Source organism: Pseudomonas grimontii, assembly GCF_007858185.1.
In the GTDB taxonomy this organism is placed as follows: Bacteria; Pseudomonadota; Gammaproteobacteria; order Pseudomonadales; family Pseudomonadaceae; genus Aquipseudomonas; species Aquipseudomonas grimontii.
Map to the genome: position 1 here is coordinate 189027 of NZ_VFES01000014.1, position 24675 is coordinate 213701.

Annotated in this window: 23 protein-coding genes and 1 pseudogene; 13 read left to right on the top strand and 11 right to left on the bottom strand. The window is 60.8% G+C overall.

The genetic code is table 11. The features are described 5' to 3' along the window. The first annotated feature begins 16 nt into the window (after positions 1-16). The 4 genes and pseudogenes from FIV39_RS21795 to FIV39_RS34135 all read left to right on the top strand — a co-directional run bounded on the left by FIV39_RS21795 (position 17) and on the right by FIV39_RS34135 (position 3700). On the top strand, positions 17-625 hold the full coding sequence (locus FIV39_RS21795; protein WP_090400604.1) for a biliverdin-producing heme oxygenase: 609 nt from the start codon (positions 17-19) through the stop codon (positions 623-625). A gap of 394 nt (positions 626-1019) precedes the next feature. After that, positions 1020-1421 carry a YbaN family protein gene (locus tag FIV39_RS21800; RefSeq protein WP_090400605.1) on the top strand — a complete coding sequence of 134 codons (402 nt, stop codon included), beginning with the start codon at positions 1020-1022 and terminating at the stop codon, positions 1419-1421. A 281-nt stretch (positions 1422-1702) separates the two neighbouring features. Further along, positions 1703-2842 (top strand): annotated as a pseudogene (locus tag FIV39_RS34130) (PDC sensor domain-containing protein); the annotation flags it as partial. 102 nt (positions 2843-2944) lie between these two features. Further along, complete coding sequence (locus FIV39_RS34135; RefSeq protein WP_390897239.1) at positions 2945-3700, top strand: methyl-accepting chemotaxis protein; 756 nt, start codon at positions 2945-2947, stop codon at positions 3698-3700. A 110-nt stretch (positions 3701-3810) separates the two neighbouring features. On the opposite strand, the gene FIV39_RS21810 is transcribed toward FIV39_RS34135, so the two are convergent. Beyond that, positions 3811-4374, bottom strand: coding sequence for an NAD(P)H nitroreductase (locus FIV39_RS21810; RefSeq protein WP_090400607.1), 564 nt, complete (start codon positions 4372-4374; stop codon positions 3811-3813). 139 nt (positions 4375-4513) lie between these two features. Here FIV39_RS21810 and FIV39_RS21815 point away from each other — a divergent pair, with 139 nt between their 5' ends. From FIV39_RS21815 to FIV39_RS21825, 3 genes are read left to right on the top strand one after another with little or no spacing between them, the layout of a single operon-like run. Next, positions 4514-5953 (top strand): di-heme oxidoreductase family protein, encoded by a 1440-nt coding sequence (locus tag FIV39_RS21815; RefSeq protein ID WP_090400608.1) that lies wholly within the window; start codon positions 4514-4516, stop codon positions 5951-5953. A 31-nt stretch (positions 5954-5984) separates the two neighbouring features. Further along, positions 5985-7049, top strand: a complete 1065-nt coding sequence (locus FIV39_RS21820; RefSeq protein ID WP_090400609.1) for an imelysin family protein — start codon at positions 5985-5987, stop codon at positions 7047-7049. Between the two features lie 2 nt (positions 7050-7051). After that, complete coding sequence (locus FIV39_RS21825; protein ID WP_090400610.1) at positions 7052-8149, top strand: DUF1513 domain-containing protein; 1098 nt, start codon at positions 7052-7054, stop codon at positions 8147-8149. A gap of 88 nt (positions 8150-8237) precedes the next feature. Here the strand turns inward: FIV39_RS21825 and FIV39_RS21830 are convergent, their stop codons facing one another. The 5 genes from FIV39_RS21830 to colR all read right to left on the bottom strand — a co-directional run bounded on the left by FIV39_RS21830 (position 8238) and on the right by colR (position 12008). Next, the gene (locus tag FIV39_RS21830; RefSeq protein WP_090400611.1) at positions 8238-8465 is read right to left on the bottom strand and encodes a hypothetical protein; all 228 of its coding nucleotides are present in this window, start codon (positions 8463-8465) and stop codon (positions 8238-8240) included. Beyond that, positions 8462-9181 carry a lipopolysaccharide kinase InaA family protein gene (locus FIV39_RS21835; protein WP_090400612.1) on the bottom strand — a complete coding sequence of 240 codons (720 nt, stop codon included), beginning with the start codon at positions 9179-9181 and terminating at the stop codon, positions 8462-8464. Before FIV39_RS21835 ends, FIV39_RS21830 begins: the two co-directional genes overlap by 4 nt. A 4-nt stretch (positions 9182-9185) precedes the next feature. Beyond that, positions 9186-9866, bottom strand: coding sequence for a class I SAM-dependent methyltransferase (locus FIV39_RS21840; protein ID WP_090400613.1), 681 nt, complete (start codon positions 9864-9866; stop codon positions 9186-9188). Positions 9867-10054: 188 nt separating this feature from the next. After that, on the bottom strand, positions 10055-11335 hold the full coding sequence (locus tag FIV39_RS21845) for a sensor histidine kinase (protein WP_090400614.1): 1281 nt from the start codon (positions 11333-11335) through the stop codon (positions 10055-10057). Then, positions 11325-12008 (bottom strand): two-component system response regulator ColR, encoded by a 684-nt coding sequence (gene colR / locus FIV39_RS21850; protein WP_027605482.1) that lies wholly within the window; start codon positions 12006-12008, stop codon positions 11325-11327. Before colR ends, FIV39_RS21845 begins: the two co-directional genes overlap by 11 nt. Positions 12009-12209: 201 nt before the next feature. Between colR and FIV39_RS21855 the strand changes: the two genes are divergently transcribed. Both FIV39_RS21855 and FIV39_RS21860 read left to right on the top strand, forming a co-directional pair. Continuing rightward, positions 12210-14159, top strand: a complete 1950-nt coding sequence (locus tag FIV39_RS21855) for an LTA synthase family protein (RefSeq protein WP_090400615.1) — start codon at positions 12210-12212, stop codon at positions 14157-14159. Between the two features lie 51 nt (positions 14160-14210). After that, a complete protein-coding gene (locus tag FIV39_RS21860; protein WP_090400616.1) occupies positions 14211-14930 on the top strand; it encodes a phosphatase PAP2 family protein in 720 nt (239 codons plus the stop codon). A 78-nt stretch (positions 14931-15008) separates the two neighbouring features. Here the strand turns inward: FIV39_RS21860 and groL are convergent, their stop codons facing one another. The 5 genes from groL to FIV39_RS21885 form a co-directional block, all read right to left on the bottom strand. Continuing rightward, positions 15009-16655, bottom strand: coding sequence for a chaperonin GroEL (gene groL / locus FIV39_RS21865; protein ID WP_090400617.1), 1647 nt, complete (start codon positions 16653-16655; stop codon positions 15009-15011). Between the two features lie 50 nt (positions 16656-16705). Continuing rightward, positions 16706-17002, bottom strand: a complete 297-nt coding sequence (locus FIV39_RS21870) for a co-chaperone GroES (protein ID WP_090400618.1) — start codon at positions 17000-17002, stop codon at positions 16706-16708. Between the two features lie 248 nt (positions 17003-17250). Then, positions 17251-17727: an FxsA family protein gene (locus tag FIV39_RS21875; protein WP_024077215.1), complete on the bottom strand. Its 477-nt coding sequence runs from the start codon at positions 17725-17727 to the stop codon at positions 17251-17253. Between the two features lie 66 nt (positions 17728-17793). Then, positions 17794-18525, bottom strand: a complete 732-nt coding sequence (locus FIV39_RS21880) for a HugZ family pyridoxamine 5'-phosphate oxidase (RefSeq protein ID WP_090400619.1) — start codon at positions 18523-18525, stop codon at positions 17794-17796. Positions 18526-18619: 94 nt separating this feature from the next. After that, positions 18620-19627, bottom strand: a complete 1008-nt coding sequence (locus tag FIV39_RS21885) for a DUF481 domain-containing protein (RefSeq protein WP_090400620.1) — start codon at positions 19625-19627, stop codon at positions 18620-18622. A gap of 192 nt (positions 19628-19819) precedes the next feature. Here FIV39_RS21885 and FIV39_RS21890 point away from each other — a divergent pair, with 192 nt between their 5' ends. The 4 genes from FIV39_RS21890 (at position 19820) to FIV39_RS21905 (ending at position 24555) form a co-directional block, all read left to right on the top strand. Further along, the gene (locus FIV39_RS21890; RefSeq protein ID WP_276544300.1) at positions 19820-20134 is read left to right on the top strand and encodes an MGMT family protein; all 315 of its coding nucleotides are present in this window, start codon (positions 19820-19822) and stop codon (positions 20132-20134) included. A gap of 43 nt (positions 20135-20177) precedes the next feature. Continuing rightward, on the top strand, positions 20178-21710 hold the full coding sequence (locus tag FIV39_RS21895) for an AmpG family muropeptide MFS transporter (RefSeq protein WP_090400622.1): 1533 nt from the start codon (positions 20178-20180) through the stop codon (positions 21708-21710). Between the two features lie 155 nt (positions 21711-21865). Then, on the top strand, positions 21866-23581 hold the full coding sequence (locus tag FIV39_RS21900) for a proline--tRNA ligase (protein ID WP_090400623.1): 1716 nt from the start codon (positions 21866-21868) through the stop codon (positions 23579-23581). A gap of 20 nt (positions 23582-23601) precedes the next feature. After that, the gene (locus tag FIV39_RS21905) at positions 23602-24555 is read left to right on the top strand and encodes a hypothetical protein (RefSeq protein ID WP_065925011.1); all 954 of its coding nucleotides are present in this window, start codon (positions 23602-23604) and stop codon (positions 24553-24555) included. Positions 24556-24675 lie beyond the last annotated feature (120 nt).

Below are 24675 nucleotides of genomic sequence, written 5' to 3' on the forward strand. Positions count from 1 at the left end.
TCTCAAGGACTTTTTCATGACCGCTTCTCCTACCGCAGAACGCCCAAGCCTGCGCTCCCAGCGCCTGAACCAGATCACCCACGCGCCGCACACCAAGCTGGATGCACTGGTCAAGGCCCACGCCCCGTTTGAAACCCAGGCCAACTTCGCGCGTTTCGTGGTCGCGCAGTACCTGTTTCAGTCGGAACTGGCGCCCCTGTACAACGATGCCGAACTGATCAAGATCGTGCCTGACCTGGCCGAACGCTGCCGCGCCGAGGCCGCCAAGCTGGACCTGGCAGACCTGGATACCGAAGTGCCTGCCCCGGTCGCGGGTGCACTGAAGAACCCGAGCAAGGCCGAAGCCCTGGGCTGGCTGTTCGTGTCCGAAGGCTCCAAGCTGGGCGCTGCGTTCCTGATCAAGCGCGCCGTAGGCCTGGGCCTGAGCGAAACCTTCGGTGCCCGCCACCTGGGTGAGCCGGCCGGTGGTCGCGCCGAAGGCTGGAAAAGCTTCACTCGCACCCTGGATGCGCTGCAATTGAGCGCCGAGGAAGAAGCCGCAGCGGAAAAAGGCGCGGTGGATGCGTTTGTACGCTTCACCGTGCTGCTGGAACAGGCGTACGCTAGCGCCCCTGAAATTGCCTGATCGCCCACATTGAAATGCAATCAACTGTGGGAGGGGGCTTGCCCCCGATGGCGGAGGGTCAGTTACCTATTTGTTGGCTGATGCACCGCTATCGGGGCATGGGTATCTACACAACTTTTCAGCCCCTGACAAATCTCCCTGTGGCGAGCGGGCTTGTCCCGCGTTGGGCTGCGTAGCAGCCCAGTAAAGCAGAATGCGGTGTATCAGAAACTCCATAGCGGCTGTTTTTGGGCCGCTACGCGGCCCAACGCGGGACAAGCCCGCTCGCCACAGGGGAACTCGCCAGTCTCTGAAAATTGTGTAGATACCTATGGCTATCGGGGGCAAGCCCCCTCCCACATTTAAACCGCATGTCAATGCCGACTCTTTTGTTATCCCCTACTTTGCACACACCATGACCCGCAAACCCCAATCCACCTCGAAAATCGCGCAGATCCTCTTCGGCCTGCTGGCCTACGTCAGCCTCGGCATCGGGCTGGTGGCGATTGTCGTGCCGGGTTTGCCCACTACCGAATTCATCCTGCTGGCCGCCTGGGCCGCGACCAAAAGCTCGCCGCGTCTCAGTGCCTGGTTGGAAAACCACCGCCTGTTCGGGCCGATCCTGTTCAACTGGCGCAACGGCAAGATCATCGCGCGCCAGGCCAAAGTCAGTGCCACCGTGAGCATGCTGCTGTGCGCCATCCTGATGCTGGTGATGCTCGACCACGGCTGGCCGATCTACCTGGCGATTGCCGGGATGAGCCTGGGCAACCTGTGGATCTGGTCACGCCCCGAACGGCTCGCACAGCCCGTGTGACGCTGGCTGTAGGTGTTTTCCTACCGCCCATCGCCTATCTCTCATGAATTGATCTGTTACGCCGATGTTTCAGACATAGCGCTGAATGGACTTGGCCCTGGATTGCATGCATTTCCACACGCCCATTCGCGAGTGAACCTATGTTCGACACCCTCTCCATACGTTTGAAAATCGTGCTGCTGTCCGGGCTATGTCTGCTGGGCGTAATAGCGTTGATCATCAGCATCAACCTTTACGAAACCAACCAGAACGACCATCTGATCAGCGATTCAAGCTCGCGAATGCTCACCAGCAGCGTGCAGAACCTGCTGCAAGCCAAGGCAGCGGAGCAAGCCGTGCTGCTGCGGAAAACCTTTGGTGAAAATCTTACCGTGATCACCGCCATCGCCGATCAGGTCAAAGACCTGCGCAACCTGGCCACCAAGCGCTCGCTGGACCCCGGCGCCTTGCGTGAAGAACTCAACCAGAGCCTGAAAACCACCTTCGAACGCAACAGCAAAGTGCTCGGCATCTGGCTGGCGTTCGAGCCCAATGGCCTGGACGGCAAGGACAGCGAGTTCGCCAATGACAAGACCCGCGCGTCCAATGAAAAAGGCCGCTTCTCCAGCTACTGGAACCGCGTCGGTGGTGAACCCTTGAACACCATCATGCTCGAGGAAGACCTGACCAAGACCACCCTCAACCTCAGCGGAACGCCCTACAACATTTGGTACACCTGCCCCCGGGACACCCGAAGCACCTGCCTGCTGGACCCATATGAAGACACGGTGACCGGCACACCAGTACTGATGACCACCATCTCCTTGCCGATGATCGTGGACGGGAAAGTCATTGGCGTGGTCGGTGTCGATATCGCCCTCAACACCCTGCAAGCCAGCACGGACGCCGCGCAAAAAGAGCTGTTCGACGGTGCGGCACACCTTGAGATCATTTCCAGCAACGGCCTGATTGCGGCCTACAGTGGCGAACCCGCCAAGGTTGGAAAAAATCTGGTCGACACCCTCGGTGCAGAAGGCAAGGAGATCGTGCAACTGCTCGCCAGTGGCAGCTATGTCAACCGCGAACAAGGCGACACCATCCGCGCGGTTTACCCGGTCAAGCCCATTGCCGATGCCAAAGCCTGGGGCGTAGTGATCAAACTGCCCAAACACGTGATGCTTGCCGACAGCACGAAACTTCAAGGCGTGCTCGACGCAGCCCAGGCCAGCGGCACCCTCAAGGCCCTGCTGGTCGGTGCCGCCGCCGGCTTGCTCGGCTTGCTGCTGATCTGGCTCACCGCCACCGGCGTCACCCGTCCGATCAACAGCGTGGCAGCCATGCTTAAAGACATCGCCAGCGGCGACGGCGACCTCACCCAGCGCCTGGCCTACGCCAAGAAGGATGAGCTGGGCGAACTGGTGAACTGGTTCAACCGCTTCCTCGACAAGCTGCAACCGACCATCGCGCAGATCAAACAAAGCATCACCGAAGCACGCGGCACGGCTGACCAGTCCTCGGCCATCGCGCGCCAGACCAGCGAAGGCATGCAGGTGCAGTTCCGCGAAATCGACCAAGTGGCCACGGCGTCCAACGAGATGAGCGCCACCGCCCACGACGTCGCCAACAGCGCCTCCAATGCTGCCAACGCAGCGCGCGGCGCCGACCAGTCAGCGCGTGAAGGCATGTCGATCATCGAGCAGAGCACCCGCGACATCACCACCCTCGCCGAAGAAGTCAGCAAGGCCGTGGGCGAAGTCGAAGCCCTGGCCGTCAACAGCGAACAGATCGGTTCAGTCCTGGAAGTGATCCGCAGCATTGCCGAGCAGACCAACCTGCTGGCGCTCAACGCAGCAATTGAAGCGGCACGCGCCGGGGAAAGCGGCCGGGGGTTTGCGGTGGTGGCCGACGAAGTGCGCAACCTGGCCAAGCGCACCCAGGATTCGGTGGAGGAAATCCGCCTGGTGATCGAACGCATCCAGAGCGGCACCCGAGGGGTGGTGGCGACCATGCACTCCAGCCAAAGCCAAGCCCAGAGCAATGCCGGACAGATCCATCAAGCCGTGCAGGCCTTGGGCAAGATCAGTGATGCAGTGACGGTGATCAGTGACATGAACCTGCAAATCGCCAGCGCCGCCGAGCAGCAAAGCGCCGTGGCCGAAGAGGTCAACCGCAACGTCTCGGCGATCCGCACCGTGACCGAAACCCTCACCGGCCAGGCCACCGAATCGGCGGCCATCAGCAGCCAGCTCAATGCCTTGGCCAGCCAGCAGATGAAACTCATGGATCAGTTCAAGGTTTAAGAAACACCACAGGACCAATGTGGGAGGGGGCTTGCCCCCGATGGCGATGTGTCAGCTACAGATGAGTTGACTGACACACTGCAATCGGGGGCAAGCCCCCTCCCACATTGTCAAAGACCAGGCCAGGCCTTCACAAACGCCGCCACATCTTCTTTAGCTGCGGTACGCGGTGGATTCTGTGGTGTCCCCAAATAGAGGAAGCCAATCACTTCCTCATCCGCCGTCAGCCCCAGGCCTTTGGCGACGTGGGCCGAGTAGGACAATTCACCCGTGCGCCACACCGCACCAATCCCCTGGGCATAGGCCGCCAGCAGAATGCCGTGGGCCGCGCAGGCGGCTGCCAGCCGTTGTTCGGATTTGGGCACCTTGAAGTGCTCCTGCAGGCGGGCAATCACCACCACCACCAGCGGCGCGCGCAACGGGCCGTTCTGGGCCTTATCGATGGCGGCTTGCGGGGCATCGGCGTCTTGCAGGCGGGCGGCTTCGGCCAACAGCGTGCCCAGCTGCTCACGGGCGGCACCTTCCACGGTGAGGAAACGCCAAGGGCGCAGTTGGCCGTGGTCGGGCGCACGCATGGCGGCGGCGAACAGCACATCGCGCTGCTCCTGGGTCGGTGCCGGTTCCAGCAAACGCGGCACGGAAACACGGTTGAGCAAAGCGTCGAGAGCCTGCATTGGCCACCTCCAGAAAAAATGTGCGCTCATTCTAGCGGGAATCAATCGGGATGCCACCAAACGATAATTGCTCTTATTCAATCCGCCCGGCCCTGTTAGACTTTGCGACCTTATTTTCAGCCTTCGTCCGGGAAACTCGATGTTTCGTTCGCTTATTCGCCTGTGCGCAGCGTTGATGGCCTTGAGCCTGGCCGCCTGCGATGACGCCCCGCGTTTCACCAACGCCGAGCCGGGTGAATCGCGAGCGGGCGGCGCGACGACGGTGAACAAGCGCGACCAGAATGCGTTTTCCCTGCCCTCGGCCAACCTGTCGCCCACGCGCCGCCTGGATTTCAGCGTGGGCAACAGCTTCTTTCGCAGCCCTTGGGTGATCGCGCCGTCCACCACCACCGCCCGTGATGGCCTGGGCCCGCTGTTCAACACCAACGCCTGCCAGAACTGCCATATCAAGGACGGCCGTGGCCACCCGCCGCTGCCCGACGCGGCCAATGCGGTGTCGATGCTGGTGCGCCTGTCGATCCCCGTGTCTATCCAGGAGCAGCCGCTCTACGCCAAGCTCATCGAGCAGGCGGGCGTGGTGCCCGAGCCCGTCTACGGCGGGCAATTGCAGGACATGGCAGTGCCCGGCGTGCCGCCTGAAGGCAAGGTCCGGGTCGACTACACACCGGTCAACGTCACGTTCAAGGACGGCAGCGTCGTCGAGCTGCGCAAGCCCGACCTGCAGATCACCCAGCTCGGCTATGGCCCGATGCACCCGGACACGCGCTTCTCCGCGCGCATCGCCCCGCCGATGATCGGCCTGGGCCTGCTCGAAGCCATCAGCGACGCGGACATCCTGCGCAACACCGAGCCGAAGACCGCCGACAAGGAAGCCCTCATCGGCCGGGCGAATTGGGTCTGGGATGACGACGCGCAAAAAACCGTACTCGGGCGTTTTGGCTGGAAAGCCGGGCAACCCAACCTCAATCAACAAAATGTTCACGCGTTTTCTGGTGATATGGGCCTCACCACCTCCCTGAGACCCTTCGATGACTGCACCGACGCCCAAGTCGCCTGCAAACAGGCGCCCAACGGCAATGGCCGCGATGGCGAGCCGGAAGTCAGCGATAACATCCTGCGCCTGGTGCTGTTCTACACCCGCAACCTGGCCGTGCCCGTGCGCCGCGACGTCAACACGCCGCAGGTGCTGGCCGGGAAAAACCTGTTCTACCAGGCCGGTTGCCAGGGTTGCCATAAACCGACATTCACCACCGCCGGGAATGCCGCCGAACCCGAGTTGGCCAACCAAGTGATTCGCCCCTACAGCGATTTGCTGTTGCACGACATGGGCCCAGGCCTGGCCGACCACCGCACAGAATTCAAGGCCGGTGGCCGCGACTGGCGCACGCCGCCGTTGTGGGGCATCGGGCTGACGCAGACCGTCAGCGGCCATACCCAGTTCCTGCATGACGGCCGCGCCCGCAACCTGCTCGAAGCCGTGTTGTGGCACGGCGGTGAAGCACAAGCGGCGCAGCAGCATGTGTTGTCCTTCAATGCCGAGCAGCGCGCTGCGTTGCTGGCGTTCCTGAATTCTTTATAAGCTTCGCCCCAATTACAGAAGGGAGCTCGACATGTTCCGTCCCAAGTTGTTGTTCACCAGCCTGGCCGCCCTCGCCCTGGGTGCCTGCTCGCCCCAAGACCCGCAAGCCGTGACCTCGGCGGCGATCGCCAAGCAGGTGATCCTGCCGACCTACAGCCGTTGGGTCGAAGCCGACCGCCAGTTGGCCGTCAGCGCCCTCGCCTACTGCCAGGGCAAGGAAAGCCTGGACACCGCCCGCGCCGACTTCCTCCACGCGCAAAAAGCCTGGGCCGAGTTGCAGCCGCTGCTGATCGGCCCGCTGGCCGAGGGCAACCGCTCGTGGCAGGTGCAGTTCTGGCCGGACAAGAAGAACCTCGTGGGCCGCCAGGTCGAGCAATTGGTCGCCGCCCAGCCGCAGATCGACGGCGCCGCACTGGCCAAGTCCAGCGTGGTGGTTCAGGGCCTGTCGGCCTACGAATACATTCTCTATGACGCCAAGACCGACATCGCCGACGATGCGCAGAAAGCCCGCTACTGCCCGCTGCTGGTAGCCATCGGTGATCGCCAGAAAGCCCTGGCCGAAGAAATCCTGGCCAGTTGGAACAGCACCGACGGCATGCTCGCGCAGATGAGCAAGTTTCCGAACCAGCGCTACGCCGATTCCCACGAAGCCATCGCCGACCTGCTGCGCGTACAAGTGACCGCATTGGACACCCTGAAGAAAAAACTCGGCACGCCCATGGGCCGCCAGACCAAGGGCATCCCGCAGCCGTTCCAGGCCGATGCATGGCGCAGCCAGTCGTCCCTGCAAAGCCTGGAGGCCAGCCTCGCCGCCGCCCAGACCGTGTGGGTCGGTGTCGACAACAAGGGCCTGCGTGGTTTGCTGCCGGCGGATCAAAAGCCATTGGCCGACAAGATCGACGCGGCCTATGCCGCCTCGCTGAAACTGTTCGCCAGCAACCAGCGCACCCTCAACGAACTGTTGAACGATGACGCCGGGCGCCAGCAGCTCAACGACATTTACGACAGCCTCAACGTCGTCCACCGCCTGCACGAAGGCGAGCTGGCCAAGGCGCTGGGGATCCAACTGGGCTTCAATGCCAACGACGGTGACTGATGATGCTCAGGCGACAGGCTTTGGCCATCGGCAGCGTGCTGCTCAGCGCACTCACGTTGGGTGGCTGGACGCTGTTCAAAGGGAAAGACAAGCGCCCGCTGCTGCTGTCGGCGCGCGATGATGCAGACGGCAAGCACTACGCCGTAGGCTTTCACTTGGACGGCAAGCAGGTGTTTACCACCCAGGTCGGCCAGCGCTGCCACGACATTATCAACCACCCGACGCTGCCGATTGCGCTGTTCGTTGCCCGCCGGCCGGGCACCGAGAGCTACCTGATCGACCTGCGCGATGGCAGCCTGCTGCAAACCATCACCTCGAACGCCAACCGCCACTTCTATGGCCATGCGGTCATCCACAAGAGCGGCGATTGGCTGTACGCCACCGAGAACGACACGTCCGAGCCCGGCCGTGGCCTGCTCGGTGTGTATAAGTTTGAAGGCGAGCGGCTGGTGCACAGCGGCGAGATTTCCACCCATGGCATCGGACCGCACCAGGTGTCGTGGATGCCCGACGGCGAAACCCTGGTGGTGGCCAATGGCGGCATTCGCACCGAAGCCGAAAGCCGCGTGGAGATGAACCTCAACGCCATGGAACCGAGCCTGGTGCTGATGCAGCGCGATGGCACCCTGATCAGCAAGGAAACCCTCGGCCAGCAAATGAACAGCGTGCGCCACATGGGCATCGCCAGCGATGGCACCATTCTGACCGGCCAGCAGTTCATGGGGCCTTCCCAGGAGCGTTCCGAGTTGCTCGCGATCAAGCGTCCGGGCCAGCCGTTCGTGGCCTTCCCAGCGGCCGATGAGCAGTTGCAGGCCATGGGGCATTACACCGCCAGCGTCGCAGTGCACAGCGAATTGCGCCTGGTGGCGTTGACCGCACCGCGTGGCAACCGCTTCTTTATCTGGGACATGGACACCGCTGAGCTGCGCCTGGATGGACCGTTGCCCGATTGCGCAGGCGTCGGTGCGGTGGCAGACGGGTTTGTCGTCACCTCGGGCCAGGGCCGTTGCCGCTACTACGATTGCCGCCAGAAACAGCTGGTCGCCAAACCGTTGGAATTACCGGCGGGGCTTTGGGATAACCATCTGCATCTGATCTGAACTGCGTCAGACGCGTTGCGGATAAGGTTTGAAAGGCAAAAAAAAGGGCCTCGCATCGCAAGGCCCTTTTTCGGGGGTTTGAATCGTTTCAACTCTGCGGCCTCATCCCTTGAGACATCCCAAACATGAACAGCAACAGCTCATGATCAGGCTTGGCCGCCGTGCTCGCCTTGGCGACGCGCGGCAGCAGGCATTGCGCGCCACCTGGCACCGCGCTGAGCACTTGTGTGCGAGGTTGCTCCCATGCTGCCAGGGCCAGGGCTGCAATGCCCAGGGCCCCGATCAGGAACAAACCTCGTGCTATTTCTAACTTCATTTGGTTAAACCCTTGATAGCGCTGCCAAACGCCGTCTCGTAAAAGTAGCTGAGTTTTTCCCAGTCGGTGCTATTCCACGACGAATGGCGACGCAGCTGCAACATGTCATGGGAAGCCGCACGATAAGCCGTCAAGCGCTGGCGGCACTTCTCAAAATCCAGCAACGCCACTTCCACCTGGGCCGCGTCGCCCTCGCCCGTCACCCGCACGAAAATATGCTTGATGTAAAGGCAACCGTGCTGCCAGCGTCCTTTGTGCATACGGGCCAGGGTGGTGGCCAACTCTTTGAGCAAGCGCTCATGCACACGCTCGCCGTACTGTTCGCGGGCACCGGCGGCGTACCAGTTTTCAATTTCGTCGAAGCCGTCGAGGGCAGCGGTAACCAGCAGCGCCTTCCAGTGGTGCTCGGGGTCACGACGCGCCTCACAAAAGACCATTTCGGGGACACGTACATCCAACCCCCGCAAGCCCCTGAGGGCATCACGCTCGCGCAGCACGGTGGGGCGTCCAAACGGGTGCAGCCAACTGCGGTAGATATGGCCCGTCTGGCGCTTGCTGTAGAGCAAACGGCCATTGGCAGTCATTACACGCTGTACACCACTCTCACCGCCACGCCGGCGATTGGGCTCTTCGACCCATTCGCCTTGCTGACGCCAGAAATAATCGAAGCGTTCTTCGGGAGCTACGTGACTGCCTGCTACGCACTCAACTGCCATCCTGTTACCTCTTGCGCAATACATACACACGCCACATGGCGTAGAGCGGAATGAAGTCCAGGGAATCCTGAACACGGAAACCGGCTTGCTCGAACTCTGCTTCAACAGTAGCAGCCGGTAACACAAATCTGTTTTGGTAACCTTCCTGCTCACCTTTCTTGCGACGCTTTCCTTCGAGACGCTTGCGTTTCCAGGCTTTGAAATTGCCATCGACCCACAGCGAAATGATCACGCTGTCACGGGTAACCCGCTGAAACTCGCGCAAAATCGCCAGCCGGTGCGCCGGGTCACCAATGTGGTGGAGCAGGCGCATACAGAAAATGCTGTCGACCGAGTTATCCGGCAAATCAATATCAAAGGCAGACGTTTGCAAGGGCCGTACCCGTTTCACCACATCCGCGGGTTGGGCGACCGTCGCTACCTTCAACATGGATGCCGAATTGTCGGCGCCGATGATCACACGGTTGGGCTTTTCCGCCAGCAGCGGCCAGAAACGCCCGGCGCCACACGGCAGGTCCAGCACCAGGCCAGGCTCGCCGGCCATTGCCAGCGCGCCACGGGCCAGTTGCTCGTCGCGTTTGTGGGACAACCGGCGAGCCAGATTGTCCTGATGCTTGAGCAAATATTCTTGGGCGTGCTGATCGTCGTACTTGTCGGAAAATTCGAGCTTGATCGGGGTAGGCATCAACGGATCTCCTGTTGCTGATGCCTACGACCTTAAGCAGCGACCTGTGATCAACAGGTCAACCCTTTGTGAAAAACTTGTCCTGTCCACTCTCATACATTTCAAAACTTTACAGACACAAGCAATATCATGGGGCCATCTTCGCCGAATTACGGGGATCTCTGGCAGGATAGCGGCAGGGGGAATGGTCAGGCGTTGACCTGACTCAACTGGACATGAAAGCGACAGCCATTGGGCTCCATGGTGCTGAGGGTAACGCTCCAGCCCTGGTTCTCGCAGATGCGCTGGACCAGAGACAAACCCAACCCCAGGCCCTCACCGCGCTTCTCACTGCCGCGTACGAACGGCTCGAACATCGCTTCACGCTTGTCTTCGGGAATGCCGACGCCGCTGTCTTCCACCACAAATCCGGTCGGTTCGAGGGTCAGCCGGATGAAGCCGCGCTCGGTGTAGTGCAGGGCATTTCGCAACAGGTTGCCCATCACGGCATGCAGGAAGGTCGCGTTGTAGAGGGTATCCAAGGGGTTGCCCGGCTGGTAGATCAACTCCAGGCCCTTGTGCTCGATGGGCTCGCGCCAGATGCCGAGCAGATCATCAGCCACCTGCGACAGGTTGACCTTGGGCGACATGCTGCCGTCGTCATGTTGCGCACGAGCGAGCATCAGGAAGGTCTGGACCAGTTCACGCATTTCTTCACAGGCACGGGCAATTCGCTCGACCTGGTTGCGCCCACGCTGATCGATGGCGGGGTTTTCCAGCAGCAATTCGCACGAACTGGCCAGCACCATCAAGGGCGTGCGCAGTTCGTGGCTGACATCGCTGGTAAACAACTGCTCGCGGGACAGCGCCTGACGCAGGCGCCCCAGCGTGGCGTCGAAGGCCACGGCCAGCTCCCCGACTTCGTCGGCCGCGTAGTCCGGTGCCAGGGGCGGTGCCAGGCCAAGCAATTGGTCGCGGTGCCGCACCTGGCGGGCCAGACGCACCACCGGCGCCATCACTTTGCGGGCCAGCACCCAGCCGAGGAACACCGCCAGCGCGAGGCTGAGCACGAAGCCCACCAGCACCACGGCAAACAGCACGCGCTCACGCTCTTCGAAATCGCTTTGATCCTGCAGCAGCACATAGCGCCGACCGTCGACCACTTCGACCATGGCGTGGTACGACAGCGCCTCGCGAAACACCTCATGAAACCCTGGTTCCAGATGTCGCAGGTCCTTGGGCAATTCAAAATCGCCGGGGCCACCGCTGAAGTAAAACAGCTGGTCGGGCTCGGGCCGGTGCCGCCAGTCCTCGACGGTGTCCATCAACAGCAGGCGCTGCAAGTCACCGCCCAAGCCTGCCGAAATCAACTTCTCTTCCACCAGGTGCACGGTCGCGACGATGCCCATGGCGAAGGCCCCCGCCACCAACGCACTCATCAAGGCAAAGGCAATGATGATCCGCTGGGCAAGGCTTTGCTTAAACTCCATCACGGCCCTCGGCCAGGCGGTAACCCACACCATGCACCGTTTGCAGCAACGGCTTGGCGAACGGCTTATCGATCACTTGGCGCAACTGGTGCACGTGGCTGCGCAGGCTGTCGCTGTCCGGGCAATCATCGCCCCACAGCGCTTCTTCGAGCACTTCGCGACGCAGTACGTGGGGGCTTTTCTGCATCAAGACCGCGAGCAGCTTCAGGCCGACCGGGTTGAGTTTGAGCAGGCGCCCTTCGCGAGTAACTTCCAGGGTATCGAGGTCGTAATTCAGATCGGCCACTTGCAGGGCGCGGCGACCGCCTCCTTGGGCACGGCGCAGCACGGCTTCGATGCGCGCGGCCAATTCCGACAGGGCAAACGGTTTGAGCAAATAATCATCGGCGCCGGACTTGAAGCCCTGCAGCCGGTCATCCAACTGGTCGCGGGCGGTGAGCATGATCACCGGTGTGTCGCGGCGGGCGTCTTCACGCAGGCGTTTGCACAAGGTGTAGCCATCGATGCCAGGCAGCATGATGTCGAGCACGATCAAGTCGTAATGCTCGGTCGCGGCCAGGTGCAGGCCCGACAAACCGTCCTGCGCACAGTCCACGGTGTAGCCTTTTAGCCCCAGGTAGTCGGCCAGGTTGGCCAGAATATCGCGGTTGTCTTCAACCAATAGAATTCGCATGGGCAGTGTCTCCGTACGCGGTAACGGCCGTGTTGGCTCGCGCAGCTTAAGGCCAAGTGTGGCTCAGGGATAGAGCTGAAAGGCGTGCCGATAAAGGTTTTCAACCGATTCAGTTTACCAACGAGTTTTTCACTATAGCTTCACAAACTGACTACAGTGTCAGGCAGAAGATCGCCCCCCATTGATATAAGGAACATGGACATGGGGTTTCTAAAGACGGCGCCAATGCGCTATTTGCTGTTGGTAACCGGTGCCTGGCTGGTTATTTTCCTGCTCACTCGCAGCGTGCTGCTCATCACTCATTTGGATGAAGTCGGCGGCAACCTGCTGCCGGTGTTTAGTGTGGGCCTGCTGTACGACCTGGGTTTCCTCGCCTATGCGGCACTGCCGCTGGGGCTGTATTTGCTGCTGTGCCCACCCGCGCTGTGGCGTCGTCGCGGCCACCGCTGGTTCCTGCAGGCCGTGCTCACCGTCAGCCTGTTCGCCATGCTGTTTACCTCGGTGGCCGAGTGGCTGTTCTGGGATGAGTTCGGCGTGCGCTTCAACTTCATTGCCGTCGATTACCTGGTGTACTCCGATGAGGTGTTGAACAACCTGCTCGAGTCCTACCCGATCGGCAAACTGCTGAGCCTGCTCGCCATGCTGGCGATTGTCTTGAGCCTGGCCTTGCGCAAACCGTTCAATGCGGCGATGAGCGCCCCACTGCCGGCAATGCGCGGCCGCTTGGTGAATGCCTTGGCCCTGTTGGTCGTCGCCGGCCTCAGCCTGCAACTGATCAGTCAGGACAGCCCGCGCGCCCAGGGCGGCAATGCCTACAAGAACGAACTGGCCAGCAATGGTCCGTATCAGTTTTTCGCCGCATTCCGTAACAACGAGCTGGATTACCCACAGTTCTACAAAAGCTTGCCGACCGACGTTGTCGCCAAGCAACTGCGTGCAGAGCTCAGTGAACCCAACGCCCGCTTTATCGGCCAGGACCCGCTGGATATTCGTCGTGCCATCACCAATCCGGGCACGCTGCGCAAACCCAATATCGTGCTGGTGACCATCGAAAGTTTCAGCGCCAAGTACATGGGCAGCAACGGCGACGAGCGCAACCTCACGCCTAATCTGGATGCGCTGCGTAAACAGAGCCTGTATTTCAATAATTTCTATGCCACCGGCACCCGCACCGACCGTGGCCTGGAGGCGATCACCCTGGCGATCCCCCCTACGCCTGGACGCTCGATCGTCAAGCGCATTGGTCGTGAAAGCGGCTTCGCCAGCCTGGGCCAACAACTCACGGCCGTCGGTTACGACAGCGTGTTCGTGTACGGCGGGCGCGGCTACTTCGATAACATGAACGCGTTTTTCAGCGGCAACGGTTATCGCGTCGTGGACCAGAGCAGCGTGCCCGAGTCGCAAATCTCGTTCAAGAACGCCTGGGGCATGGCTGACGAGGACCTGTACAACCAAACCCTGAAACTGGCCGACACCGACTACGCCAGGCAGCAGCCGTTTTTGCTGCAACTGATGACCACCTCCAACCACCGCCCCTACACCTACCCGGATGGGCGTATTGACATCAAATCCGGGAATGGCCGCGACGGCGCGGTGAAATACACCGACCACGCCATCGGCCAATTCCTGGACGCCGCCCGTCAAAAACCGTGGTTCGATAACACGATCTTCATCTTCGTCGCCGACCACACCGCCGGCAGCGCAGGTAAAGAAGACCTGCCTATTACCAACTATCAGATCCCGCTGTTCATCTATGCACCCAAGCTGATCGACCCACGGGAAAGCGCGCAACTGGCCAGCCAGATCGACCTGGCGCCCACGCTGCTGGGCCTGCTCAACCTTAGCTACGAATCCACCTTCTTTGGCCGCAACCTGCTGCAGGACAACCCACTGCCACCTCGGGTCGTGGTCGGCAACTACCAGCACCTGGGGTTGTTCGACGGCAAGGACCTGGCCATTCTCAGCCCACGCCTGGGCCTGCGCCGCCACGACCAGGCCCTGGGTGAGAGCCAGGAGTTGCGGGTCGGCAGCGATGACCCGTTGATCCAGCGGGCGATCACCTACTACCAGGCCGCCAGCTATGGCTTCAAACAACAGTTGCTGAGCTGGAGAGCGCCCAAGGAAGAGGCCCCGGCACTGAGCACGCGCTAACCAAAACGTCCCGTGCAGGTCAGTACGGGACGTTTTCCACCAGGGTTCACCATGAGCACCACCCCCGCCGTACCCGTCTCCAAACCTCTCAACTTATGGCTCTGCCTGGGCATCCCCGGCGGCGCTGCGCTCGTATTGCTGTTGCTGGAGCTGACCTCGCTGGACATGGACCTCGCCAAGCTGTTCTACAACGGCGCGGAGGGCGGCTTCATCGGGCGCTACAGTTTCTTCCTCGAAGACATCCTGCATGACCGCGCCAAACAGTTGGTCATCCTGTTCTCGGTCTTGGCGATCCTGGGATTTGCCGGCACGTTTATTCTCCGACGGCTCAAACCCTATCGTCGTGAACTGGGCTGCCTGGTGCTGTCACTCGGGCTGGCGACCGCGTTTGTCTCTCCGCTGAAAACCATCACCGGCGTCCAGTGCCCCTGGAGCGTCCAGGAGTTCGGCGGTCAGGAAACCTACAGCAAACTGCTGAGCCCTCGCCCACCCACCGATAAACCAGGGCGCTGCTGGCCTGGCGGTCATGCCGCTACCGGGTTCGCCTTGTTCGCCCTGTTTTTTGCACTGCGTGACCGACAGCCGCGCATGGCGCGCTACGCATTCATCTTTGCCGTCGGCCTGGGCAGCGTCTTTTCAGTGAGCCGTATGATGCAAGGTGCGCACTTCTTTTCCCATAACGTGTGGACGGCGATTTTCTGCTGGCTGATCTGCCTGGGGCTGTATTGCCTGTTGCTTTACCGGCCATCCAAACACGCAACGCCCACCTGACCCCAAGTCACCGCCCAAAAAAAAGCCCCGCCTGCATCACTGCAGGCGGGGCTTTTTCAGTACAGGGGTAAGGCTGGCTTACATCATGCCGCCCATGCCACCCATGCCGCCCATGTCTGGCATACCGCCGCCAGCCGAGCCTTCTTTCTTCGGTGCATCAGCGATCGCAGCTTCGGTGGTCAGGATCAGGCCGCCGATGGAGGATGCTGCTTGCAGCGCGGAACGAGTCACCTTGGTAGGGTCCAGGATGCCCATTTCGATCATGTCGCCGTAGACGCCAGTCGCAGCGTTGTAACCGTAGTTACCTTTGCCGTTCTTGACTTCGTTGACCACAACGCTTGGCTCGTCGCCGGAGTTGGCAGCGATCTGGCGCAGCGGTGCTTCAACGGCACGACGCAGCACAGCGATACCGACGTTCTGGTCGGCGTTGTCGCCGGTCAGGTTGGTCAGCGCTTCCAGGGCACGGATCAGCGCAACGCCACCGCCAGGTACCACGCCTTCTTCGACGGCTGCGCGGGTTGCGTGCAGGGCGTCTTCAACGCGGGCTTTCTTCTCTTTCATTTCAACTTCGGAACCAGCGCCAACCTTGATCACTGCAACGCCGCCGGACAGCTTGGCCAGACGCTCTTGCAGTTTCTCACGGTCGTAGTCCGAGGAAGTCTCGGCAACCTGGGCACGGATCTGAGTGATGCGCGATTGGATGTCGCCTTCAACGCCAGCACCGTCAACGATGATGGTGTTTTCCTTGGAGATGGTCACGCGCTTGGCGCTACCCAGGTTTTCCAGGGTGGCGCTTTCCAGGCTCAGGCCGATCTCTTCGGAGATTACGGTACCGCCGGTCAGGACTGCGATGTCCTGCAGCATGGCCTTGCGACGGTCGCCGAAGCCTGGAGCCTTGACGGCTGCGACTTTAACGATGCCACGCATGTTGTTCACAACCAGGGTCGCCAGGGCTTCGCCTTCAACGTCTTCGGAAACGATCAGCAGTGGGCGGCCGGCTTTGGCAACGGCTTCCAGCACTGGCAGCATTTCGCGGATGTTGGAGATCTTTTTGTCGACCAGCAGGATCAGCGGGTTGTCCAGCTCGGCAACCATGGTTTCCGGCTTGTTGACGAAGTACGGGGACAGGTAGCCACGGTCGAACTGCATGCCTTCAACAACCGACAGTTCGTTTTCCAGGCCAGTGCCTTCTTCAACGGTGATCACGCCTTCTTTACCGACTTTTTCCATGGCTTCGGCAATGATGTCGCCGATGGAGCTGTCGGAGTTGGCGGAGATGGTGCCTACCTGAGCGATTGCCTTGGTGTCAGCGCAAGGCTTGGACAGGTTTTTCAGCTCAGCAACGATGGCGATGGTCGCCTTGTCGATGCCGCGCTTGAGGTCCATCGGGTTCATGCCGGCAGCAACGGCCTTGTAGCCTTCGTTGACAATGGCCTGAGCCAGAACGGTGGCGGTGGTAGTACCGTCGCCTGCGTCATCGTTGGCACGGGAGGCAACGTCTTTGACCAGCTGCGCGCCCATGTTTTCGAAACGGTCTTCCAGTTCGATTTCTTTGGCGACGGAAACGCCGTCCTTGGTGATGGTCGGAGCGCCGAAGCTCTTCTCGATGATCACGTTACGGCCTTTCGGGCCCAGGGTCGCTTTTACTGCGTCAGCCAGGATGTTGACACCGGTGAGCATTTTTTTACGGGCGGAATCGCCGAATTTAACTTCTTTAGCAGCCATGATCGATATTCCTTAAATACTTTGTAGTAACGGGAAAATGAGCGGGGAAATCAGTCTTCCAGAACAGCGAGAATCTCGTTCTCAGCCATAACCAGCAGGTCTTCGCCGTCGACTTTCACAGTATTGCTACCGGAGTAAGGGCCAAATACAACCTTGTCACCGACTTTAACGGCCAGCGCACGTACGTCACCGTTTTCCAGAGTCTTGCCTGGGCCTGCAGCGACGATCACACCGTGGTTGGCTTTTTCAGCAACCGAACCTGGCAGAACGATACCGCCTGGGGTTTTCTTTTCTTCTTCGCTGCGACGGATTACGACGCGGTCGTGCAGAGGACGAAGCTTGCTCATTGTCGATCTCTCCTAATTGTGTTTTTCATCGGCCGGTGTCAGTACCGGCAGGTTTAATCCGGCGGTGCCGGTCGCGGTTCGCTGGGCGAAACGCGGAAGTCTGTCTGGTGTTGCCACCAGAAACCTTGCGGTGACCGTTACATAAGGGCGCATAAGCTTATTACAAGGGGCCGAGGATGAATTTTTTTGCGTCGGTCGGCCTATAGAAAGCAGCACGGCACCCAAAAGGTGCCGTGCCAGTGAAACGGTTATTTGCTGTCGCGGTGTTCGAACTCGCCTTCGATCACATCGCCTTCTCGCCCCAACGGCTGGCGCGGAGCCGGGCCGCCACGGGGTTGCAGGTCGTCGGCGAACGCACGTTGGCGAATCGCGGCTTCTTCGGCGCGCTGGCGCATCTTGCCCGCCAACAGCTTGCGGGTGAACGGCAGCAGCATCACCAGGCCGACCACGTCGCTTATAAAGCCCGGCAGGATCAACAGGCCACCCGCCAACGCCATCATCAGCCCTTCCAACATGGTCTGGGCTGGCAGTTCGCCACGATTCAGGCTTTCACGGGCACGCAGCGCCGTGGCCAGGCCGGCGACGCGCAGCACCAGAACGCCGAGCATCGAGCCGAGAATGATCAGCAACAGAGCCGGGAAGAACCCGATCGCACCGCTGACTTGAACGAATACGAACAGCTCCAACACCGGGAACAGCAGAAAGAGCAATAAAAAAGGGCGCATCAAATGGTTCCTCAACGCAAGAATGCCTTGCCAGTCCACCTTAGATGACGTCGCCGTTTCGTGAATTCAAGCTTCAGCAGCGGCTTTTTTCGGCCAGACAGCGGCGTGGGCCAATGAAACCAGGGCCTCGCGTACTTGTGTCGGCGTGTTGCAAGACTCCGCAAACGGCAGCCAGTGCAGGGCTTGGCCGATGCGCAGGTGCATGCCTTCGCTGTCGATGCCGGCCAATTGCGCGGGTTCGAAAGCAGGCAAGCCGGCCAACTCGACGTAATGGGCAATGGCCTTGGTGTGATCGCTGTTCATGTGCTCGATCATGCTGCGCTCGGCCTTGCCCGCGAAGGGGTTGGCCAGGGTCAATTGGTCGATCCAGTGAATCGCGCCAAACCCGCCGATATAACGGTGGCGTACCGGCTTGAGCACCCAGAAGTCGAAATCGTGCGCCTTGTGATAGTTGGCCGAATCGGGGAAGTAGCGGTAATAGCGCTCGGCCGCGGCTTCGATGGCGGTCGCCTCCTCAAGTTTCTCGGCCTCGGCCAGGTAGGTCAGGCGCCCCACGGCCTGCACGTCATCGGCTTCGCGCTCGCCGACCAGCAGCGAGCACTTGGGGTCTTTTTGCAGGTTATGAGTGTGCTGGGCAATGCGGCTGATCAGGATCAGCGGGCGACCCTGCTCGTCCAGGCAATACGGCACGACCGAGCCGAACGGAAAGCCGGGCATGGCCTTGGACAGTGTGGAGAGAGCCCCACGGTATTCCTTGAGCAACAGCTCTCGGGCGTTCTTGGCAACCTGCGCGCTCAACGTATGACTCCTCGGGTATTCAGCCGCCCATAGCGTATGGGAATGGATCTCAACACAAGGTAATCAATATACGCGCCGGTTGCCAGCGCCTCTATTACCAGGCGACGCCGAAGCCTGCGGTATAGCGGGTCTTGCTCAAACTGCTTTCCGAATCGCCGCTGATCACGTCGCGCTCGGCCTTGAGGTTGAGCGACGCCCACTCGGTCACTTTGTAGCGCAGGCCCATTTCCGCATCCAGGGAGTACTCCGCCGGGCCACCGATAGGTTTGCCCACCTCGCCATTGGTGAATAACTCAACGGTCTTGCCCACCAGGTAGCGGTTGTAGTTCCACTTCATGGCCAGGGAATAGAAGTTGTCCTTACCGCCATCGGCGTATTCGTAATCGGTGCGGTTGACCAGCGAGCCAAGGGAGAATGCGCCCAGCTCGTCGTCCCAGAACTGGTAGCCCGGGCCGGTACCCACGGTGCGCTGGCGCGCCAAGTCTTCGACCTTGTCGCGCTTATAGGTCAGACGGCCCTGCCAGAACCAGTGTTCGGTGATGAAGCGGTCCAGGTCGTATTCCAGGGCCCAGTTGTCGGTGGTGGTGACGTCGTCCTGGAACTCGCGGTTGTATTCGCCCTCCCCCGTGTGACGCCACTGGCCATGACGCGCGGTGGTCTTGAAGTCGATGTCGTAGTCGTTGGTGTCTTTTTCGGCGCGCTTGTAGTCCAGCGCCATATCGACATTGCCCTTCCACACCAGGTCTTCGATCACCGGCTTAGGCTTGATGATCTGCTGGATACTTGCCAGCTCGACCGTCTTGGGCGCCTCGCCATTGGCCAGCACCACTTTGCCATCGTCCGCCGCCTGCAGGGACTTGGCCTTCTCGCCGGTATAAGCATCCTGCTTGACCAGCAGTTCCTGGTCGCTCTCGAGGGTTTTCACCTGCTTCCAGTCCACCGGAATGGCGCCGGCGTAGTCGGTCTGGATCAGTAGCTTGCCACCGTCGAAGACCTTGATCTTGCCGGTCAGGCGGTCACCGTTCTTTAACCAGACGGTATCGGCCAGCAGGGGCGTGGATGCACTGAAAACAGCGAGGCACAGCAGGGTTCTGGACAACATAAGCGGATAGGGAGCTCGAGGTTGGCGAAAAGGGGCGATTATCGTGTTAGATAGCTAGGACTGACTCAAGGATTTGTGTTGAGTTCAATTCTCATCAGCATACTTACAGACGTTTCTTACAAAAGACCGACAATCCCAACGGATAGGCCCACAGTGAATCAACCTGCCGATGCGCCACAAAGCCCCGCCGAGATGCGCCGCACCGCGCTGTACCTGACACTGGCGCAAGTTCCACCAGGTTGCGTAGTGAGTTACGGCGAACTGGCGCAACTGGCCGGGCTGGGACGCGCGGCGCGCTGGGTGGGACGCACCTTGAGTCAACTTCCCGAGGGCACCACATTGCCCTGGCATCGCGTGCTGGGTGCCGGTGGTCGGATAAGTCTGCCGGTGGGCAGCGCCTCAGGCGACGAGCAACGCGCGCGCTTGCGCGACGAGGGCGTCACGGTGCGCAACAATCGCGTGGATATTCAGCGCCATGGCTGGCGCCCGGTAGAGCACAGCGGTTAGAGTGCGCGCTTTGTTTCCGTGAATCTGAGGCAGACTCCAGCCCATGCCCCGTAAAACCTGGCGCGCCACGCTCGCCGCCTATGCCAGCCCCTCGACGTTAGTGCTGTTGTTGCTCGGCTTTGCCGCCGGCTTGCCTTACATGTTGGTGTTCTCGACGCTTTCGGTGTGGTTGCGTGAGGCCGGTGTGGCCCGCGAGACCATCGGCTATGCGAGCCTGATCGGTTTGGCGTATGCCTTCAAATGGGTCTGGTCGCCACTGCTTGACCAATGGCGCCTGCCGCTGCTCGGTAAACTCGGACGTCGTCGCTCCTGGCTTGTGCTTGCACAGTCGCTGGTGATCCTCGGATTGATCGGCATGGGTTTCTGCGACCCGCAGAAACACCTGTCCTGGTTGATCGCCATTGCCGTCGTGGTCGCCTTCGCTTCCGCCACCCAGGACATCGCGGTCGACGCCTACCGCCTGGAAATCGCCGACGACAGCCGCCAGGCCGCCCTCGCCGCCAGTTATATGTCCGGCTATCGCATCGCCGCCCTGCTGGCCACGGCCGGTGCGCTGTTCTTTGCCGAAGGCTTCGGCTCCACTGGCTTCAACTATAAGCACTCGGCCTGGACCGGCACCTATGTGTTGTTCGGCGTGCTGATGATCCCGGCGCTGCTGACCACCTTGTTCATGCGCGAACCCAATGTGCCACTGCGCACCCAGTTGCAAGCCGGGCGCTACAGCTTCGTGCATCAACTGGTGTCGGTGTTTGTGCTGATCGTGTTGCTGGTGTCGGTGCCCGCCATGTTTACCCAGCTGTACAACACCGACTTCGCCAGCGTGCTGTTTCAAGGTGTCAGCCTGTGGGACCTGCTGATGGAGGACCGCGCCTTCCTGCGCGCCATTCTGTATATCACCCTCACCGCGATTTGCCTGTCGGCCATGGGGCGCCGGGGCCTGGCGCCGGTGCTGACGCCGGTCAACGACTTTATCCTGCGCTACCGCTGGCAGGCATTGCTGCTGCTGGGGCTGATCGCCACCTATCGCATGTCCGACACGGTGATGGGCGTGATGGCCAACGTGTTCTATATCGACCAGGGCTTTACCAAGGACCAGATTGCCGGGGTCAGCAAGATTTTCGGCCTGATCATGACCCTGCTCGGCGCCGGCATGGGTGGCCTGCTGATCGTGCGCTTCGGCATCCTGCCGATCCTGTTTATCGGCGGTATCGCGTCGGCCGGCACCAACCTGCTGTTCGTGATGCTCGCCGACATGGGCCCCGACCTGCAGATGCTGATCTTCACCATCTCCCTGGATAACTTCAGCTCGGGCCTGGCCACCTCGGCGTTCGTGGCCTACCTGTCGAGTCTGACCAACCTCAAATTTTCCGCCACTCAATATGCACTGCTCAGCTCGATCATGCTGCTGCTACCGCGCCTGATCGGTGGGTATTCAGGGGTAATGGTCGAGAAGTTCGGCTATCACAACTTCTTCCTGATCACCTGCATGCTGGGCGTGCCGACACTGCTGCTGATTGCGTTGCACTGGTATCAGGAGAATCGGAGGATTCGGCTGAATCCGCCGGCAGAGGACTGATTTTGGGGGCCCTTTAAAAGCCAGACCGCGGCGCCCCCATCGCGAGCAAGCTCTGCTCCTACAAACAGCCCTACATTCTGATGCCTGTACGGCGGCAGTTTGCGCCCGTACAATCCCAAGTCATTTCAAGTCCAAGCAACCGACAACGGCCTACCATGCGTACCAGTCAATATTTGCTCGCCACACAGAAAGAAACGCCTTCCGACGCGGTCGTGATCAGCCATCAGCTGATGCTGCGCGCCGGCATGATCCGCAAACTGGCCTCCGGCCTGTACACCTGGCTGCCCATGGGCTTGAAGGTGATGCGCAAGGTCGAAGCCATCGTTCGCGAAGAAATGAACGCTGCCGGCTCTCTCGAAGTGTTGATGCCGAGCACCCAACCGGCCGAGCTGTGGCAGGAATCCGGGCGCTGGGAAGAGTACGGCCCTGAGTTGCTGCGCTTCAAGGACCGTCATGGCCGCGACTTCTGCGCCGGCCCGACCCACGAAGAAGTGATCACCGACCTGATGCGCAACGAGTTGAGCAGCTATAAACAGCTGCCCCTCAACCTGTATCAGATCCAGACCAAATTCCGTGATGAAATCCGCCCACGCTTCGGCTTGATGCGCGGCCGCGAATTCATCATGAAGGACGCCTATTCGTTCCACGCTGACCAGGCATCGCTGCAGGCCACCTACGACCGCATGCACCAGGCCTACTGCAACGTGTTCACACGCCTGGGCCTGAAGTTCCGCCCGGTTGAAGCGGACAACGGCTCCATCGGCGGTGCCGGCTCCCACGAATTCCACGTGCTGGCCGAGTCCGGCGAAGACGACATCGTGTTCAGCAACGGTTCCGACTACGCGGCGAACATCGAGAAAGCCGAAGCCGTGCCACGGGAAACGTCCCGTCCAGCCCCGGCTGAAGAGCTGCGCCTGGTGGATACGCCAGAGACCAAGACCATCGCGGCGTTGGTGGAGAAATTCAATCTGCCGATTGAAAAGACCATCAAGACCCTGATCGTGCACGCCGAAGAAGAAGGCAAGCTGATCGCCCTGGTGATCCGTGGCGACCACGAACTCAACGAAATCAAGGCTGCCCAGCAACCTGGCGTGGCCAGCCCGCTGGTCATGGCCAGCGATGCCGAACTGCGCGACGCCATTGGCGCCGGTGCCGGGTCCCTCGGCCCGCTGAACCTGCCGCTGCCGATCATCATCGACCGTTCGGTCGAACTGATGAGCGACTTCGGTATCGGCGCGAACATCGACGACAAGCACTACTTCGGCGTGAACTGGGAGCGTGACCTGCCGGTTCCGACCGTTGCCGACCTGCGCAACGTGGTGGCCGGGGACCCAAGCCCGGATGGCAAGGGCACCCTGGAAATCAAGCGCGGCATCGAAGTCGGGCACATCTTCCAGCTGGGCAACAAGTACAGCAAGGCGATGAAGTGCGAAGTGCTGGGCGAGAACGGCAAGCCGATCACCCTGGACATGGGTTGCTACGGCATTGGCGTATCGCGTGTGGTTGCCGCTGCCATCGAGCAGAACAACGACGAGAAAGGCATTATCTGGAGTGACGCCCTGGCGCCGTTCCAGGTGGCCCTGGTACCGCTGCGTTACGAAACCGAGCAAGTACGCGAAGCCACCGACAAACTGTATGCCGAACTGACGGCTGCCGGTTTTGAAGTGCTGCTGGATGACCGGGACAAGAAAACCAGCCCGGGCATCAAGTTCGCCGACATGGAGCTGATTGGCATCCCGCACCGGATCGTGGTCAGTGACCGCGGCCTGGCCGATGGCAATCTGGAATACAAGAGCCGGACCGAAGCCGAAGCCCAACCGTTGCCGGTGGCTGACGTGCTGTCTTTCCTCCAGGCGCGTATTCGTCGCTGAAAACCAGATCAAGAGAAGTCATGTTCAAGCGAAACACCAGAGCCCTGGGGGGCGCCGCCTTGTGCGGCGCCCTGCTGGTCAGCGGCTGCGCCAATCAGATGTCGCAACGCAGTGAGCACGAGGAGCGGGTCGAGCGTAAGTTGCTCGACCACAGCCTGCAGATCGATGTAGGCGAACCCAAAGTGCTGGAACTGCCGCAACGCCGGGTTCGTATTCACGAGCAGAAGACCTTCGAGGTCACCGAATTCGAAGTCACCCGTCGTTACGACCGCTACACCCCTTACCAGCCCTGGCGCAAACTCTATGAGATGCCCCTGGGTGCAGTTGCCTTGGTAGCGGGTGCGGGCGCCAATGTGGCGAACATCTTCGCCCTCGGCAACCTGCCCACCAGCATGACCCACGACTGGCTGACCTACGGCGTGGACGGTCTCAACCCGTTCATGAACGTGCAATCCCATGGCCGTGCGCAACAGAACCTGGCAGGTATCGATGAAGTCCAGCGCGACAAGCGCGTGGAGTATTCGAGCCTGCCCTGGAGCGAACGCCCGGTCCAGGTCACCGCCGGCAAACAGACCCATGAGCTGACCACCGACCGCAACGGCGTCCTGCGCCTTAACCTGTTGGACAGCCCGTTTGCCGAGCAGGACCTGAACCGCGTCACAACCTTGAAGATCAGCGTGGAAGATGGCCAGGACGACGTGCACTCGGACTCGACCCTGGCGATCAGCAGCACCCTGCGCGGCAAGTTGCTGGAAGCCCATGGCCTGATCTACGACGACCTGGAAGACGATGAAGTCAGCCAGTGGGTGCACCGGGTCAAGCGCCTGTCGGAGCTGGGCCTGGAAGAAGAAGCCAGCGAACTGGAACAAAGCCTGATCGAACTGACCCGCAATGATCCCGAGTTGCAGCAGGAGTTCCTGCAAGCGCTGACCAAGGATGCGGGGCGGTTGGTGGCGGATCCCGGCGCACGCTGAGCTTCAAGCCATGTGAAGATCCAAATGTGGGAGGGGGCTTGCCCCCGATAGCAGTGGATCAGCAAGCTTATATATAGCTGACCCGCCGCAATCGGGGGCAAGCCCCCTCCCACATTTTTT

Bases quoted from the DNA above. Each gene is read 5' to 3' on its own strand.
- FIV39_RS21795 (WP_090400604.1), top strand. From the start codon at position 17: ATGACCGCTTCTCCTACCGCAGAACGCCCAAGCCTGCGCTCCCAGCGC.
- FIV39_RS21800 (WP_090400605.1), top strand. From the start codon at position 1,020: ATGACCCGCAAACCCCAATCCACCTCGAAAATCGCGCAGATCCTCTTC.
- FIV39_RS34135 (WP_390897239.1), top strand. From the start codon at position 2,945: ATGCAGGTGCAGTTCCGCGAAATCGACCAAGTGGCCACGGCGTCCAAC.
- FIV39_RS21810 (WP_090400607.1), bottom strand. From the start codon at position 4,374: ATGCAGGCTCTCGACGCTTTGCTCAACCGTGTTTCCGTGCCGCGTTTG.
- FIV39_RS21815 (WP_090400608.1), top strand. From the start codon at position 4,514: ATGTTTCGTTCGCTTATTCGCCTGTGCGCAGCGTTGATGGCCTTGAGC.
- FIV39_RS21820 (WP_090400609.1), top strand. From the start codon at position 5,985: ATGTTCCGTCCCAAGTTGTTGTTCACCAGCCTGGCCGCCCTCGCCCTG.
- FIV39_RS21825 (WP_090400610.1), top strand. From the start codon at position 7,052: ATGCTCAGGCGACAGGCTTTGGCCATCGGCAGCGTGCTGCTCAGCGCA.
- FIV39_RS21830 (WP_090400611.1), bottom strand. From the start codon at position 8,465: ATGAAGTTAGAAATAGCACGAGGTTTGTTCCTGATCGGGGCCCTGGGC.
- FIV39_RS21835 (WP_090400612.1), bottom strand. From the start codon at position 9,181: ATGGCAGTTGAGTGCGTAGCAGGCAGTCACGTAGCTCCCGAAGAACGC.
- FIV39_RS21840 (WP_090400613.1), bottom strand. From the start codon at position 9,866: ATGCCTACCCCGATCAAGCTCGAATTTTCCGACAAGTACGACGATCAG.
- FIV39_RS21845 (WP_090400614.1), bottom strand. From the start codon at position 11,335: ATGGAGTTTAAGCAAAGCCTTGCCCAGCGGATCATCATTGCCTTTGCC.
- colR (WP_027605482.1), bottom strand. From the start codon at position 12,008: ATGCGAATTCTATTGGTTGAAGACAACCGCGATATTCTGGCCAACCTG.
- FIV39_RS21855 (WP_090400615.1), top strand. From the start codon at position 12,210: ATGGGGTTTCTAAAGACGGCGCCAATGCGCTATTTGCTGTTGGTAACC.
- FIV39_RS21860 (WP_090400616.1), top strand. From the start codon at position 14,211: ATGAGCACCACCCCCGCCGTACCCGTCTCCAAACCTCTCAACTTATGG.
- groL (WP_090400617.1), bottom strand. From the start codon at position 16,655: ATGGCTGCTAAAGAAGTTAAATTCGGCGATTCCGCCCGTAAAAAAATG.
- FIV39_RS21870 (WP_090400618.1), bottom strand. From the start codon at position 17,002: ATGAGCAAGCTTCGTCCTCTGCACGACCGCGTCGTAATCCGTCGCAGC.
- FIV39_RS21875 (WP_024077215.1), bottom strand. From the start codon at position 17,727: ATGCGCCCTTTTTTATTGCTCTTTCTGCTGTTCCCGGTGTTGGAGCTG.
- FIV39_RS21885 (WP_090400620.1), bottom strand. From the start codon at position 19,627: ATGTTGTCCAGAACCCTGCTGTGCCTCGCTGTTTTCAGTGCATCCACG.
- FIV39_RS21890 (WP_276544300.1), top strand. From the start codon at position 19,820: ATGCGCCGCACCGCGCTGTACCTGACACTGGCGCAAGTTCCACCAGGT.
- FIV39_RS21895 (WP_090400622.1), top strand. From the start codon at position 20,178: ATGCCCCGTAAAACCTGGCGCGCCACGCTCGCCGCCTATGCCAGCCCC.
- FIV39_RS21900 (WP_090400623.1), top strand. From the start codon at position 21,866: ATGCGTACCAGTCAATATTTGCTCGCCACACAGAAAGAAACGCCTTCC.
- FIV39_RS21905 (WP_065925011.1), top strand. From the start codon at position 23,602: ATGTTCAAGCGAAACACCAGAGCCCTGGGGGGCGCCGCCTTGTGCGGC.